The sequence below is a fragment of the Nocardia asiatica NBRC 100129 genome (assembly GCF_000308415.1).
Lineage (GTDB): Bacteria > Actinomycetota > Actinomycetes > Mycobacteriales > Mycobacteriaceae > Nocardia > Nocardia asiatica.
On sequence record NZ_BAFS01000473.1, the window covers coordinates 1 to 14575 of the forward strand.

A 14575-nucleotide genomic window follows, 5' to 3' on the forward strand; every position below is an offset into this window, starting at 1 on the left:
CTTCGACGGCTGCTCGTTCATCAACGTGCTGCTCGAACTCGGTGCCGGTCATCCGGCCGGACAGGCCAGCATCGGGTACCTCGACAATATCCGTGCTATCGTCCGCGACCGGGCCGAGGAGGCCGGACTGCGAAATGCGGATGATTTCGCCCGCTCCTGGCACATCCTGATGAAAGGCTCGATCATCTCCGCCGCCGAAGGCGATCTCCAGGCGGCTCTGCGCGCCAAGCTCATGGCCCGAGCGCTCATCGAGCAGCACCGACCGGTCGAGCCGTAGCGCCGCGCGCCTACACTGGAAACGGTTACCTGCCACCGGGTCGATGCCTTGTCCGAAACGAACCTCGACGGAGCAGCCCATGTCCGGCCGACGCAACTCGCAGCAGTACAACGGAGTTCGGCGTCCTGACGCGTTGCCCGAGGTGCGCTACCCCGCCCGGCCCACCATCGAAGCCCTGCTTCCCGCCATGATCGCGCGTCGGAGCAGCGCACCGGCCACCGATCCGGATCTCGTACACATCTGGGGTTTCACGGGCATCGGCGAGAACGACACCGGCAGCGCGGCAGGCTTCGCGGAGTTCTCGCCCGGCGGCACCGGCGCTACGGCCGGCTCTCCGATCCTCGACATCGCCGCGCGGATGATGGCCGGAATGTACGGGCGCCTCTGGGGATTCGGACTCGCCCATCGCGCGGCCGCGGACGCGGTCGCTCACGGGATCGACAGCGACGCGGACGAGGCGGTCGCGCGACCCCCGTCCGGGTCGCCCGGACCATCCATCGCCGAAGAAGTCTGGGCGGCGAGCATATTCGACGCCCGCGGAAGAGAATTCACTCAGTTGCGCTACGTGCACCTGGCCGAGCTCGAGCCGATCACCTTCGACGGCGACACACTGGAGGGGCCCGCCACCGTGCGCGATTGGATCGACCGCGTGGCGACCGGAGTCGTCTCGGCGCACGTGTGGGCCGCCGCTCTGGCCTTGGACGCGGACCGCAACGGAGCGATTCTCGGCGAACTCGAGCGCCGACTGCTCGGATGATCCGTGCTACCGGTTGCTCATGCCCGGGTCCTGGCACGTCGGTAGGCGAGCCAGCGACCGGTCGAAGGGGACAGCGCGCACGACAATCCCGTGAAGGCGAAAAGCAGTATCGTGCCGAAGAACACCGTATCCCTGGGGCTGTTTCCGCCCAGGCTGGCTCCGATCGCGATCAAGGCGAGCAGCGTGATGATCCCGGTGCCGGCAGCCACCGCGACGCGACCGGCGCGCTTGCCCGCGAAGAGCGCGGCGGCGCCGCCGATCAGCAGCAGTGACGCCGCGGAACTGATCGACATCGGCACGAGAAGGTCGAGCAGGACATCCCGCAGCGGTCGGCCGCGACCGGTGTCGCGCCACGCCGCCAGCTCACGGATGCCCTGGACCACGATCACGGCGGACAGCAAACCGAAAGCGAGCGAGACGACGGCGGCCGTTCTGGCGACGGCGCCGGAAGGCCGCCGCGGATCGTGCACCGGAGTCGAGGGCTGCGAAGCCGGCCCGGGCATGGCGTGCCGGACCGGGTCCGGAGGCTGGTTCAGCAACGTCGGAGCCGAACGAGGCCACGGATCCACCGCCGTAACCGCATGGCCGGGCCGCTGATGCCCGGCCGTTCCGGCTGGAGTGGGTCGCCCGAAAGGTGCCTCGCCCCGCAGGGCGGCGGTGGCGGCTGCCGCGAAGTCGCCACAGCTGGCGAATCGTTCGTTCCGGTGCTTGGCCATCGCCCGTGCGATCACATCGTCGAGTGGCAGTGGCAATCCCGGACGGGTATCGCTCAGCCGGGGCACCGGCTTGGCGAGGTGTCCTGCGACGATCTGACCAGGGTTGGTCGAGGGGAACGGCGGCTGCCCCGCCAGGAGGGTGAAGAGGGTGCAGCCGAGAGAGTACTGGTCGGCGCGGTGATCGACCGGCTCCCCGGACAGCTGCTCCGGTGACGCGTAGGCGAGCGTCGCGGTGAAGGTCCCGGTCGCGGTCAGCTTGGTGTCCGCGTCGAGCAGCCGCGCGATACCGAAATCGGTCAGTACGGCACGGGCTTCCCGGCCCGACTCCGGTTCGGCGATCAGGATGTTCGCCGGTTTGATGTCACGATGCAGCACGCCGCGGCCGTGCGCGTAGTCGAGCGCGTGCGCGGTATCCGTGACGACGCGCAGGACATATTCGGGGTGCGTGGTGCGCGGATCGAGCCGGGCCGCGTCCGTTCCGCGAATGTACTGCATCGAGATCCACAGGTGCCCGTCCTGCGTGCCGCGGTCATAGACGCCGACGATCCCCGGATGCTCCAAGCGCGCGACGACGTTGGCCTCCAGCTCGAACCGCCGGCGCAACTCCTCGTCCTCGGACACCGCGCGGTTGAGCAACTTGAGCGCGACCAGCCGCGGCAGCCGCGGATGCCTGGCCAGATAGACGGTGCCCATACCGCCTTCCCCGAGCACGCCCTCGATCACATAACCGGCGAACGACTCATGCTGCCTCAACAACCCCGTGGCCCCCTTCCCAACCGCGCCCACCCGGACCGAGGGCAGCATAACGCCGCCGCCGGAACACATCCCGCCCGGAGCGCGCGGCAGCGTGTCAGAGGCGTTCGCTGACTCAACGGGTCACCGGAAATGGTTCGCTTGCCATGACCGTGCACACTTGATCTACTCGTCCGAGTCGCCGCAGAGGGGGGAGGTTCGAATGGAGCCGGGCCACGTTGTCGCCACCGCGGTCGCGCTCGGCGCCGCCGCCGGTCTCACCGATACCGCCGAGCGATCGGTGACCGACGCGTATGCGGCGTTGCAGGGGCTGCTCTTCCGCCGCTATCGCGATGTGGACTCGAGGCAGGTGGAGGCGGACCCGGACGGCGCCGCCGGACGGGCAGCCCTCGCGGGCGCACTGGATGCGCACGGCGCTGCCGAGGATGACGAATTGCTCGCCGTGGCAACTCAACTCATCTCTGCGGCAGTGCGGGCGGACGTGCGGGCCGCCGGGGTCGATCTGAAGAGGGTGGAGGCTGCCGCGTTGCGGATCAGCCGCGTCACGGCGACCGGCACCGGTGTACGGGTGCACGGCGGACGGTTCAGTGGTGACATCCACATAGAGGACATCGACGCGGGGGCCGGTGACTCGTCACACCCCGGCCGAGCGCGGCGGCCTCGACCGACGCCCCCGCGCTGACCTCCTATATCGTCACTCAGCTCTCCGACGTCCACGCCCGCGACATCTATGTCACCGCAGGCGTGCCCGTGCCGTCTCCGGCTACGAGCTTGGTGGTCGTGGGCCGGATCCCCCGGGAGCCACCACGATTCGTCGTCCGCGATGAGCTGGCACGTCTGCGTCGAGCACTGGAGCCGCCCGCGGCAGCCGTCGTCGTCACCGGACTGCGCGGTGCGGGCAAGACCCACTTGGCGGCCGCGCACGCACGCTCGCTGTTCGATTCCGGCCGAGGTCTGGTGGGCTGGGTCAATGCCGAAACTCCGGACAGCACGCTGTCCGGACTCGCCGATATCGCCGAGCGGCTGGGCGTCGCCGACCGCGACGGCGATTCGGCGGTGTCGGCCCGGCGATTACGCGACCACCTGTCCGGTGGCACCGTCGCGGCGCTCTTGGTGTTCGACAACGCCACCGATGCCGACCACCTCCGGGACCTACTGCCGACCGGTGGCCGCGCGCGCATCCTGATCACCAGCGTCGACCGGTCCTTCGCAGCCTTCGGCGAGGCGGTCGACGTCACCTGTTTCACTCGCCCGGAATCGGTGCGCTTTCTGGCCGACTCGACCGGCCTCGGCGACGACGGCGACGCCGAACAGGTTGCCGAGGACCTCGGCGACCTCCCGCTGGCCCTGTCCGCCGCAGCGGCGACGATGGTCGGCCGCCGCCTCGGCTACGCGCAGTACCGGCAGCTGCTGCACGACAGCCCACTGCCGACCGCTCTGCGGCGCACCGCGGGTCACGACTACCCGCGGTCGGTCGTCCAGGCGATCTCGCTGTGCGTCGAAACAACCGAGGGCGTCACCGGCGATTACGAACTCGCGGCCGACGTCGCCTGGCTGCTGGGCGCGATGGCCATGCTCTCGCCAGGTGGTGTGCACCGATCCTTGTTCGCCACCAGCCCCAGGAGGGTCGACGAGGCACTGGAACGATGTGTCGCCGGTTCCCTGCTGTCCTGGTCGACTTCCGGCGAGGCGCTGATCATGCACCGGCTCGTGGGCCGCGTGCTGCGCGAACGCGGTTCGATTACGCAGCCGATCAGCTTGTTCCGGCGAGCCGCCCGGGCATTCCGCGATCGGACTCCTGCCGCCCGGTCCACGGCCGACCTCGTCCGGTCCGCGCTCGCCATCATCATGCGCAATACGTTCCCGCCGTCGCAGGCATGGGCGCGCCGACAGGACGGCGCGCACCTGGTCGATCAGATAGACGCGCTCTGGGACACCGGAATGGTGCACGGCAGCACCAGGAAACACGCCGTGGCGATGATCGCCGTGCGCAGATGGGCCGTCGAGCAGCTGATCGAGTCCGCCGACACCGCCAGAGCGCTGACCCTCGCGCAGGACGTCGTCGTCGCCAGCGAGCAGATCCTCGGCGGCGGGCATCCCGATACGTACACTGCCCGCACCCTGCTGGCCCGGGCCTACTCGGCCCGTGGTCGGCTCGACGAAGCCGCCACCCGGCTGGAGGCGGACTTGGCCGACGCCGTGCGGATTTTCGGACCCGCCAATCCCGTCACACTGGTCCTGCGTTTTCATCTGGCGGACACATACACCCAGGCGGGGCGCCTGGACACGTCCTCGGCCCTGCACACCGAGAACATCGCGCACAGCCGGCGAGTATTCGGTCCGGACGCGCACGAGACCCTCAACTTCCGCAGCGGGCTCGCTCAGGTCCACCTGTCGGCCGGAAATCTCGCCGACGCGATCGCCGTGTTCGAAGATCTCTTGCCCGTCTACCTTCGGGTACTCGGTGCCGATCACGTCGATTCCTTCTTCTGCCTGCACAAACTAGCTCGCGCGTACGGGGCGGCGGGACGCACCGACAGGGCCGTCCCGCTCCTGCGCGAGAACCTCGATGACGCCATGCGGATCTTCGGAGCTGATCATCCGGTCACCCTGGCCTGCCGCAACAACCTCGCCGAGATCTACGAAGCCGTCGGCCGGGCCGAGGATGCCGTCCGCCTCGGCGAAGCGAACCTCGTCGAGCGGTTGCGGGTGCTCGGGCCGGAACACCCGGACACTCTCATAACCCGCCACAACCTCGCCTGCGCCTTGCATACGGCCGGGCGGCTCGCGGACGCCATCGCGCTTTTCGAGGCGAACGTCGCCGACTTCCACCGGATACTCGGCCCCGACCACCCCATCACCTCGCTCACTCAGGGCGGGCTCGCCATCGCCTACAGTGCGACCGGACGCCGGGACGAGGCGATCGCCATCCAGGAAGCCGCCCTGCGGGATCGCCTTCGAATTCTCGGTCCCGACCATCCCGACACCCTCAAGGCGCGCAACAATTTCGCCGACGCTCTGGCAATGCGGGAACCGGGACGAGCCATTCCATTGCTGGAGACCAACGTCTCCGCCAGTGCGCGAGTACTCGGTCTCGACCACCCCGACACTCTGAGCTACCGGCACAATCTCGCCGCCGCCTATCACGCGGCAGGCCGCATCGATGACGCCCTGGTCAACTACCAGGCCACGCTGACCGACCGGCTGCGCATCCTCGGACCGGACCACCACGCCACCCTCGCCTCTCGTGACAGCCTCGCGGCCGCGTACCGGTCGGCCGGAGACCTCGACACCGCGATCGACTTGTCGAAGGCGAATCTCGCCGAGTACCACCGCGCCCTTCCCGGATATCCACGGCTCCGGAGCACCCGCACCACACTGGCCGACACGCTGCGAGACGCGGGACGATTCGAGGAAGCCATTCCCCTGTACCAGGCGAACATCGACCAGCAGGAGGTCGGCCCCGACGACCCCCTCACCGCGCGTTCGGTCGACGGACTCGCGCTCGCCTACCACGCGGCAGGCCGATTCGAGGAGACCGTCCGACTCTTCGAGGCGGTATTCGACCGTGTCATCCAGGCTCTCGGCAGCGACCATCCGCTGGCTGACGAGGTGCGCGACCATCTCGCCGCGGCGCGGCGAACAGCCGAGAACCATAGGCTCGAATAAAGCAGATTCGGGTCATACATCGACCAATAGCAGGCAGGTTGCACCATTTCCGGTCACTGCTCAGCACGCCGAAGGAGCCGCCCATGAAATAGGAACGGCCCCTTCGGTGTCGGAAATGTCATCCCCACTACGAAGCACGATTTCGCAGGATGCGACTCGTGCGGATGCGGCCGTCAGGCGTAGGTGAAGAAGAGCCCGCTGGTGATACCACCCGGAGCGGTGACCGTGATCGGCGCCGGACCGAAGCCCACCGGGGTGACCGCGGTGATCTGCGTATCGGAATTCACCGTGAACGAAACCGCCGGAAGGAAACCGAAGAACACACCGGTGGCGCCGGTGAAGCCGGTGCCGGTGATCGTGACCACGGTACCGCCGGTCACCGGACCGGTATTCGGGGTGACCGAGACCAGCGTCGGAACCGACACGTACGTGTACGGAACTCCCGGGCTCGTACCGACCGGAGTGGTGACCGTGACCGGCACGGTGCCCGTTCCGGGTGGGGCGATCGCGATGATCAACGTGCTGGACACCCCCACGAAGAAGGTGGCCGGGGTGGCGCCGAAGTTCACCGCGGTGACTCCGCTGAAGCCGGTGCCGATCAGCGTGACCAGATTTCCACCGGTCGCGGGACCGAAATTGGGAATGATCGAAGCCACGACCGGAGGCGTCACGACATAGGTGTAGGGAAAACCGTTACTCGTCCCGCCCGCGTTCGAGACGGTGATATTCACCGTGCCGACCCCCGGCGGGGCGATGGCCGTGATCTGCGTATCGGAGTCCAGTGTGAAAGTAGTTGCGGTGCCCCCGAATCGCACTGTGGTCGGACCGGTGAATCCGGTGCCGGTGATGACCACGCTGTTGCCTCCTGAAGTCGGACCCGTGGTCGGCGATACAGAACTGATAGTAGGCATGGCATTGCCTCCTTGATTACTGATTACCTGCACCGGGGGGTGCGCGACCTGGTGGTAGCCCGGCTGTAACCATTAAGGACTTCGAAGCCATACCCGGACAATGGAAACCAAGATCCGTTTTTGTCCGTTTTACGAATGGATCGACCGCTCCGCCAAGGTATCGATGAGCACCGCATCGACGATTCGGCGTACGGGAGAACCGCCCGGCAATCGAATCATCGGTCGGCGGACCGGTTCACACCGCGATCAAGTCGATCACGAAGACGAGCGTCTCCCCCGGCCGGATGGTGCCCGCGGCGCCTCGGTCACCGTAGGCGAGCCGGGGCGGGATGATCAGTTGCCTGCGACCGCCGACTCGCATTCCTCGCACACCCACGTCCCAACCTTCGATGACCTGCCCGGCGCCCAGTGTGAATGCGAACGGCCGGCCGCGCTCCCAGCTCGAATCGAACTCCGTTCCGGTGGAGAACGTGACGCCCACGTAGTGTACTTCGACGAAGTCGCCCCGTTCGGCCTGCGGACCGTCGCCGTCCCAGATCTCCACGATCGCCAACTCGCTCGGCGGCGCACCTGCGGGGATCTCGATCTCCGGCTTCCCCCGGTTCACGACGCCGGTCTTGCCGGGACGACCCGTGAGCCGGGTGATCCACCGCTGCCAGGGCTTCTGTTCGGACTCTTCGTCGGACACCGCAACATCATCCCCGAAATGCTCTGCGCTCGTGCGACTACTGGCCCACCCACACCGGTGTCGCGGCGCTTCTTCTGACCACGATGGCAACTCGCGCACGCCGCCGCGAAGCGAACTTCGCCGGGTCAGGATCCCGACAGATCCGCCGACAAGTCCCGTGAAGGATCTCCGGGTCGGTCGAATCGGCCCTCAGCAGGTCGAGCACTTCCGGCACGCGTCCGCCGTCGTAGACGAGAGCTTCGGCGCGGGGCGCGCACGGCCCGCACGAGCGGCGCGAAGCAGTCGCCGATCTGCCAATGCGGATCACCGCGGTGGAAGATGTCAGCGAGGCGGATGCGGAGTCATTTCGGGGAGGGAACGGTCAGCAGACCGAGGAGCGCCCGCGCATCCTCGGCGGTCGGCGCGGGCAGACTGCCGCGACCGTGGATGAATCCGATGCCGAGGTACACCATCGCGCCGGCGCGCAAGCGGGCATCTTCCGCAGCGAAGCCCAGTTCCAGCAACGCTGTCTGCACTGTTTCGAAGATCTGCCGATCCAAGGCCCGCACGGTCGCGGCCACCTTTTCGTCGCTTCGCGCCCACTCGCGGACGGTGGCTTCGATGGCCCAGGTGCGTTCGATGAGATTGGCGGCCATATTGGCGATGCGCTGCTCGACGGGGACGGACTCCATCGCCCCGAGCGCACGGATGACCTCGCTCTGCCGCGCGCTCCACCGATCGGCCATCGCCTCCATGAGCTGCCCGATGTCATCGAAATGCCAGTAGAAGCTGCCCTTGGTGACTCCGAGTTCCTGGCACACCCGCGGAATCTTGACGGCCGAGACTCCTTCGCGGGCGAGCAATGCCAGAGCCCCGTCGACCCATGCCTCGTAGGACAGACGCGGAGTACGGCCGCGGCCGCGTTGCTGTGCCGCCGCCTTGCGAGAACGCGGCGGCGACGAATTCACGGCGCCTGGATCAGGGGCCTGGATGCCGTCGGCAGCCGGCCGCCGCTCTGCTGTCATCGGCCCGGCCGAGCGTCGATGAAATGCACGTCTCGATGGTAGGCGAACCTGTTACGGACCCGGATCGGCGCGCTACCCACGCCCCCGCTGCGGCCGCTCAGCCGACAGTATTTTCCATTCAGAAAGGTACCGATGACTGTACCCAATGGTATGGTCACCGGGTGGGTGCGCAGCGAGGCGGGCCCGAAAGGGTTCGGTCGCAGAGCATGGACCGCTTGCGGTCATGGCGGATCCGGCGCGAGCCGGCGGCTGAGCAGTCCGGGTCGATCGACCCGGCATCGACAGGAAGAAGTCGTTCATGTCAGTGGAAGTCCCGCCCGCGAACGGCGATGTCATCGATGAGCAAGCGGTGAAGTGCCCGACCGCGTTCCGATATTGGGAAGCGCGCCGCACTCCAAAGGTTCAGCGCATCGAGCGCCTCTTCGCGAAAGTCACCGGGACCGAGTTGTTCCCCACCGACGCGCAGGCTGTCGCTCTGTGCGAGGACCTCTTCACGGGCGACCCGGTCGCGGAACGGTTCGTCGCGGAGGTGATGCACGGCGCGGCCGGTCCGCAAGCCGGGCGCCGGATGCTGGAAACCGCGCTGACCGAAGGCATCGAAGCCGTACCGGACGCGCCCGAGTCGATGCGCGCGCTGTTCGAGGAGTTCGAGACGGTGCCCGACTGGGTGGTGCCGGAACTGGTCGAGCAGGGCGCGGCGATCTGGCGGCGGTGGGGAACGATGCTGTTCGGTTTCGCGGGCGCGGAAACGCTCGAGATGTACACCGAAGCCGCTGTCGCGACGCCGTTGTCACTGGCCGGCGGCTACGCCGGGAACAGCGCACTGCGCCGCTTCCTGGAGACCACCCGCTTCTGGATGGACGTCTCCGAGCACCGCGCACTGCTGACTCCCGGTTCGACGGGACGTGCCACGGCGCTGAAGGTGCGCATCATGCACGTTTCGATCCGGGCGAAAGTCGCCGGACATCCGGAATGGGACATCCAGCGATGGGGTCTGCCGATCAGTCAGACCTATCAGATGCTCACCTTGCTGGCCGGCAGCGTCACACCCGGGCTCGGCTTGTGGGCGCTGGGATACCAGACGACTCCTTCGGAAATCCGTGCGCTGCTGCACTTCCAGAAGTACATGGGATACCTGCTCGGAGTGCGGCTGCGGTGGTATCCGGAGACGGTCATCGACGCGTTGCGTGTTCTGGCCATGACCCTCGCGTCCCGCTCCTACGACGCCGGCCAGCACGGTGCGGAGCTGATCGAGTCGTATCCGATGGCATTCGCGCCCCGCGACGGCCACCGCGGACTCACGAGGTTGCGCGAGGCGTACAACTTCCGCATGCACTCCGTGTACTCCGCGATGTACATGGCTCCGTGGACGAGACGGCACTACCACATGCCCCCGGCATTCCCCTGGGTCGTCATCCCCATCCTGCGCTTTCCCCTGATCACGGTGATGGAGCTGCTGCGCAGAGCGTTCCCGCCCTTCGCGCGCGCGCACGAGAAGCTAATGCTGTGGCATCGCGAGAACTGGTATCGCGCTCAAATGCGAGGCCGCGAAGCGGCTTTCGACGCCAGCGGGGCGCTGCGCAGATAACCTCCGCGCCTGGTCGCTTCCACGCGGACCCAACCCGATTCGCCGCAGAACCCATCGACGCCGAAAGCGGCCGTGAGTGCCGCGAGGATCGTCGTGCACCGGTTGCGATCGGCGGCACCGGACGGTCGACGGCGCACCGCAGCGGGATATCGCTCGCCACCGAGAGCCCGGAGCGCCGCGAACAGGCGGGCCGCCTCCTCGACCTGCTCATCGACGGATTACGGCCCCGCCCCTGAGTTTCGTCCCGGCGACAGCCACTAGGACACCGATGCGGGACGCGAGCAGACTGGAGCATCGTCGCTTCCAACCCGCAGTTCGGCGAAGCGCGCTTGTCCGGCGGCATGCGCTCGGTCGGGCCGAGGTTTCACGAGTTCCGTTGCGGGAGTACGGCCTTATCGATCTGTTCGCGGAGGATGTCGCCGTGACCTGCGTGCCTGGCGAACTCTTCGATCATGGCGAGCAGTGTCCATCGCATGCTGACCTTGCCCTCGCGGGGATTGTCCTTGGTGTCATCGAGGTCGAAACGGGACGCGATCTCTCGTGATCGCCGGCTCGCGCGCTCGAACTCGGCGATGACGTCGGCCAGCGACTCGTCGTCGGAGACGGCGAATGTGCCCTCGTCGCGGCGCGAGTATCCGTCGCATTCGGATTCCCCGAGTTCCGCCCAGAACCGCTGGAACCAGATCCGTTCCGCGGCAGCGGCATGCTTGATCAAGGAGATCGGTGTCGTCAGTGACGCGACGAGCCGTCGGCGGGCATCCGCATCGGACAGACCGCGTACGGTCTCGATGAGCGCTTCGCGGTTGTGGTCGAGCATGTTCTCGATGATCGCCCGCTCGCCACCGCTGGTAACCCCGTAGATACTCACGACTTGCACTCCGTTCTGTTGTGTGGTCGAGCCCCGTCCGGTCTGCATCGGTCAGTCCGAAGCGCACGAAGAACTGTGCGGCAATCGATCTCGGAACAAAGACGAAGCATCCGGGCGTCAGGAAAACGACCAGGAAAGAAGGCGCTCGCCGCGCGGATTGCGGACGGAGCGTCGGCGACGCGGGCCTACCTCGAAACCGCAGCCCTGGCCCGTCAGAAGGCCGTCGCCTACGGTCAGTATGTCGCAAGTTCCGATTCTGGGCTACACGCCGACGACGGCCCCTCGTGGGGTCTTGACGTCGGCGAGGTAGTCACCCGATCAAAGCAGATGCTCCTTTCCAGAGAGGTCCAGGGTGTCGAAACGGTGGGTGGACCAAAGGCGGCGCGAGTGCTCCTCGGGATAGGGGCGCGGGTGGTCGGCTCCGCGGTGTAGACGCGGGTGGATCTGGTGGCCGGACCGTAGGGTGACCAGCCCGGGTCGCCTGTGGTCGCGAAGTTCAACCAGTCGGTGCGCATGTGGTGGGACACGCGGATGGCCTCGGCAACGGCGTCCGGGCCGTTGGGGGCGAGGCTGCGTACCTCATCGAGACTCAGGGTGCCGAACACGAGCAGGAAGTCGAGGCAATGCGCGGCGCCCTGCTGCGGGTGGTAGCTCCAGCACAGTTCATAGGTCCAAGCGCGCCCGCCGCCGACGTGCCGAGCGTCGGCGAGATGCAGGCTGGGCATCCGGAACAGCCAGCAGGCGACGTCGCACAGCCCCTTTGCGGAACCGGCGGGACCGAACGCCAGTGCGTCACGGACGCCCTCCCACGGCGCGACCGGGACCGGAGCCGCGAATCGTCGTTCACCGACCGGCGGTCGGGCATAGGGGATGCCCCGGAAAACCGCGACGGCTTTCTCTCGGCTGCCACGCACGACTCCCGCAGTGGTGCGGACCTCCGGCTCGACCTTCACTCGGGCACCCACTTCCTTTTCGGTAAACCAGACGACGTGTCGAGCGAAGGGACGGCGGTGGCCGCGCCCGGCACTGGTCGACTGACGCCTCGAGTGGGCCGCGCCGCAGCCGCGACTCCTGGATTGATACGAACCGATGCGGGCGACTTCGCGTCACCCCGCCGACCGCCGGTCGACCACGCTGGTCACCACGACCGTCGAACTCGCGTGTCCGCATTATCGGATGTGGACCGAGGTCTCGCAACGACATTCAGGGCGAGCACGGCCATGTCTGCTCAGGTGGCGGGCACGCCGCTGGTTCGAGCGACAGCTCGACCCACGAGCTCTCCGTCGCACGCCGAGTGACGCCCGGCCATGCACGTTGTCCGGCAACTGCTTCGATGCGGGACGACGGCATGGCCGGACCCAGATCGCGGCGGATGCGAGACGGTCAGGACGGCCAGCCGCCCGCGGCGGCGGTGGACCGGGCGAATTCGGTGAAGGTTCGTGGCGGGCGGCCGAGAGCACGCTGCACGCCGTCGGACACGTGTTCGTCCTTCCCCTCTCGCAGCGGCGCGATGACGTCGGCGAAGGCTTCGGCGTCCGCGGGCGGCAATCCCTGCCGCACCAATTCGCCGACGTAGTCCTCGACGGATATCGGTACGTAGCGGATATCCCGGCCGGTGACCTCGGAGATCGTGGCGACCGCCTCGGCGAGCGTCACAGCCCGGCGTCCGGACAACTCGTAGACGCGGCCCGCGTGCCCGTCCTCGGTCAGCGCGGCGACTACCACCGCGGCGATGTCCTCGGCATCGACGTAGCTGGCAGCCCCACGGCCTGCGGGCAACCGCAGCTCACCGCCGCGCACGGCGTCGGCGAAGAACCCCTCGCTGAAATTCTGCGCGAACCAGCCCGGCCTGGTGATCGTCCACTCCAGACCGCTCTCCCGCACGGCGGCCTCGCTGTCGACGATGCCGTCCAAGACGCCGCCGCTGTCCCGCACATAGGACGGATCATCGATGCCACGACCCGAGGCCAGCACGATCCGCCGCACACCGTGCCGCACCGCCTGCTCGACGAACGGGCGAACCAGTTTCGTGCCGTCCAACTGCACGATGTAGGCGGACCGCACGCCCTCGAGCGCCGCATCCCAGGTACCACGGTCGGTCCAGTCGAAGGGGTGCTCGCCGTTGCAGGCCGCCGCGCGAACCGGCAGCCCCGCGGCACGCAGTCGGCCGACCACACGCCGGCCGGACTTGCCGGTGGCCCCGGTGACAAGAATCGGATGTTCAGACATGCCCTCAGTCAACCGGCCGCCGCCGAGACGATCCATGGCTAGGAAGCTCAGTCTGATGTCTAGACGTCTACTCTGAGAACCATGGATGCCGTCTCGGAGCTGTTGGCGGGAGTTCGGGCGCGCGGAGCCGTCTTCCGGCAGACGATCATGCGTCCGCCTTGGGCCCTGCGCATGGCCAGCGGCGCGCCGCTGACACTGGCCACGATGCTGCGTGGCCGGGCCTGGATCGTTCCCGAGCAGCACGAGCCGGTGCCCATCGGCGTCGGCGACATCGCCGTCGTCCGCGGCGACGTGCCCTACACGGTGGCCGACGCCCCGGCGACCGTGCCGGCGCTGGTGGTGACCAGCGCCGATTACTGCCCCGGGGCCGAGGGCGTCGAGCACGCCTCCTGGCCCGCTCGAACGTGCGGGACACCGGCCGAGGAAGCCGCCGTGCTGGTCAGTGGAGCGTTCGAGCGCCGGGGAGAACTCAGCGAACGGCTGCTGCGCACGCTGCCCGCCGTGCTGGTGGTGCCGGCCGAGGAGATCTCCTACGCGTCGGCGCAGACAGTGGCCGAGGAAGTCGCCAGAGACCGGCCGGGACAGCAGATGGTCCTCGACCGGATGCTGGACCTGATGCTGGTCTCCGCGCTGCGCCGTTGGTTCGACAACCCGGACGCCGACGCCCCGGCCTGGTGCCGCGCACTGGACGATCCGATCGTGGGCGCGGCGCTGCGGCTGTTGCACGACACACCGGCTCATCCGTGGACAGTGGCGGCCCTGGCGTCGAAAGCCGGGGTGTCCCGAGCCGCGCTCGCCCGGCGGTTCACCGCGCTGGTCGGCCAGGCACCGATGTCCTACCTCGCGGGCTGGCGGATCGACTTGGCCACCGACCTGCTGCAGCAGACCGACCACACCGTGGACACGATCGCGAGAAGGGTCGGTTACGCCAACGCCTTCGCGCTGAGCGTGGCGTTCAAGCGGTTGCGCGGCACCCGGCCCAGTGATCACCGGAACCCGAAACCCGCCTGGCGGGCCGAATAGCGCCGTCGCTTACCTGCCGGCCGCACGCCACGAATCCAGCGCATCGCCGACTCGCGGCAAACGGGGCGGCGCAGGACCACCAGGGTGGCGCG

The 14575-nt window shown here is 67.9% G+C and carries 12 protein-coding genes and 1 pseudogene; 6 read left to right on the plus strand and 7 right to left on the minus strand.

Annotated features, from left to right (window positions below):
- Together ON27_RS38390 and ON27_RS38395 are read left to right on the plus strand one after the other, a co-directional pair.
- A pseudogene (locus tag ON27_RS38390) lies at window positions 1–277 on the plus strand (TetR/AcrR family transcriptional regulator); the annotation flags it as partial.
- Window positions 278–356: 79 nt separating this feature from the next.
- Window positions 357–1034, plus strand: a complete 678-nt coding sequence (locus ON27_RS38395; RefSeq protein ID WP_043738881.1) for a hypothetical protein — start codon at window positions 357–359, stop codon at window positions 1032–1034.
- Window positions 1035–1051: 17 nt separating this feature from the next.
- Here ON27_RS38395 and ON27_RS40670 read toward each other — a convergent pair whose 3' ends face one another.
- Entirely contained in the window at window positions 1052–2506 is a 1455-nt protein-coding gene (locus tag ON27_RS40670) for a serine/threonine-protein kinase (RefSeq protein ID WP_083888149.1), read from the minus strand.
- A 199-nt stretch (window positions 2507–2705) separates the two neighbouring features.
- Between ON27_RS40670 and ON27_RS38405 the strand changes: the two genes are divergently transcribed.
- Together ON27_RS38405 and ON27_RS38415 are read left to right on the plus strand one after the other, a co-directional pair.
- Window positions 2706–3185, plus strand: a complete 480-nt coding sequence (locus tag ON27_RS38405; protein WP_043738882.1) for a Het-E N-terminal domain-containing protein — start codon at window positions 2706–2708, stop codon at window positions 3183–3185.
- A gap of 68 nt (window positions 3186–3253) precedes the next feature.
- Window positions 3254–6172: a tetratricopeptide repeat protein gene (locus tag ON27_RS38415; protein WP_157227950.1), complete on the plus strand. Its 2919-nt coding sequence runs from the start codon at window positions 3254–3256 to the stop codon at window positions 6170–6172.
- Window positions 6173–6345: 173 nt separating this feature from the next.
- On the opposite strand, the gene ON27_RS38420 is transcribed toward ON27_RS38415, so the two are convergent.
- The 3 genes from ON27_RS38420 to ON27_RS38430 form a co-directional block, all read right to left on the minus strand.
- Window positions 6346–7083, minus strand: coding sequence for an IPT/TIG domain-containing protein (locus ON27_RS38420; RefSeq protein WP_083888150.1), 738 nt, complete (start codon window positions 7081–7083; stop codon window positions 6346–6348).
- A 235-nt stretch (window positions 7084–7318) separates the two neighbouring features.
- Window positions 7319–7690, minus strand: a complete 372-nt coding sequence (locus ON27_RS38425; RefSeq protein WP_043738978.1) for an FKBP-type peptidyl-prolyl cis-trans isomerase — start codon at window positions 7688–7690, stop codon at window positions 7319–7321.
- 422 nt (window positions 7691–8112) lie between these two features.
- Window positions 8113–8775, minus strand: a complete 663-nt coding sequence (locus ON27_RS38430; RefSeq protein WP_051047536.1) for a TetR/AcrR family transcriptional regulator — start codon at window positions 8773–8775, stop codon at window positions 8113–8115.
- Between the two features lie 298 nt (window positions 8776–9073).
- Between ON27_RS38430 and ON27_RS38435 the strand changes: the two genes are divergently transcribed.
- A complete protein-coding gene (locus tag ON27_RS38435; RefSeq protein WP_051047537.1) occupies window positions 9074–10363 on the plus strand; it encodes an oxygenase MpaB family protein in 1290 nt (429 codons plus the stop codon).
- Window positions 10364–10727: 364 nt separating this feature from the next.
- On the opposite strand, the gene ON27_RS38440 is transcribed toward ON27_RS38435, so the two are convergent.
- The 3 genes from ON27_RS38440 to ON27_RS38450 form a co-directional block, all read right to left on the minus strand.
- A complete protein-coding gene (locus ON27_RS38440) occupies window positions 10728–11180 on the minus strand; it encodes a DinB family protein (protein WP_218003124.1) in 453 nt (150 codons plus the stop codon).
- Window positions 11181–11464: 284 nt separating this feature from the next.
- Window positions 11465–12184: a carboxylesterase family protein gene (locus ON27_RS46065; RefSeq protein WP_043738885.1), complete on the minus strand. Its 720-nt coding sequence runs from the start codon at window positions 12182–12184 to the stop codon at window positions 11465–11467.
- A 430-nt stretch (window positions 12185–12614) separates the two neighbouring features.
- Complete coding sequence (locus tag ON27_RS38450; RefSeq protein ID WP_043738886.1) at window positions 12615–13460, minus strand: NAD(P)H-binding protein; 846 nt, start codon at window positions 13458–13460, stop codon at window positions 12615–12617.
- Window positions 13461–13541: 81 nt separating this feature from the next.
- Between ON27_RS38450 and ON27_RS38455 the strand changes: the two genes are divergently transcribed.
- Window positions 13542–14483, plus strand: a complete 942-nt coding sequence (locus ON27_RS38455) for an AraC family transcriptional regulator (protein WP_043738888.1) — start codon at window positions 13542–13544, stop codon at window positions 14481–14483.
- Window positions 14484–14575 lie beyond the last annotated feature (92 nt).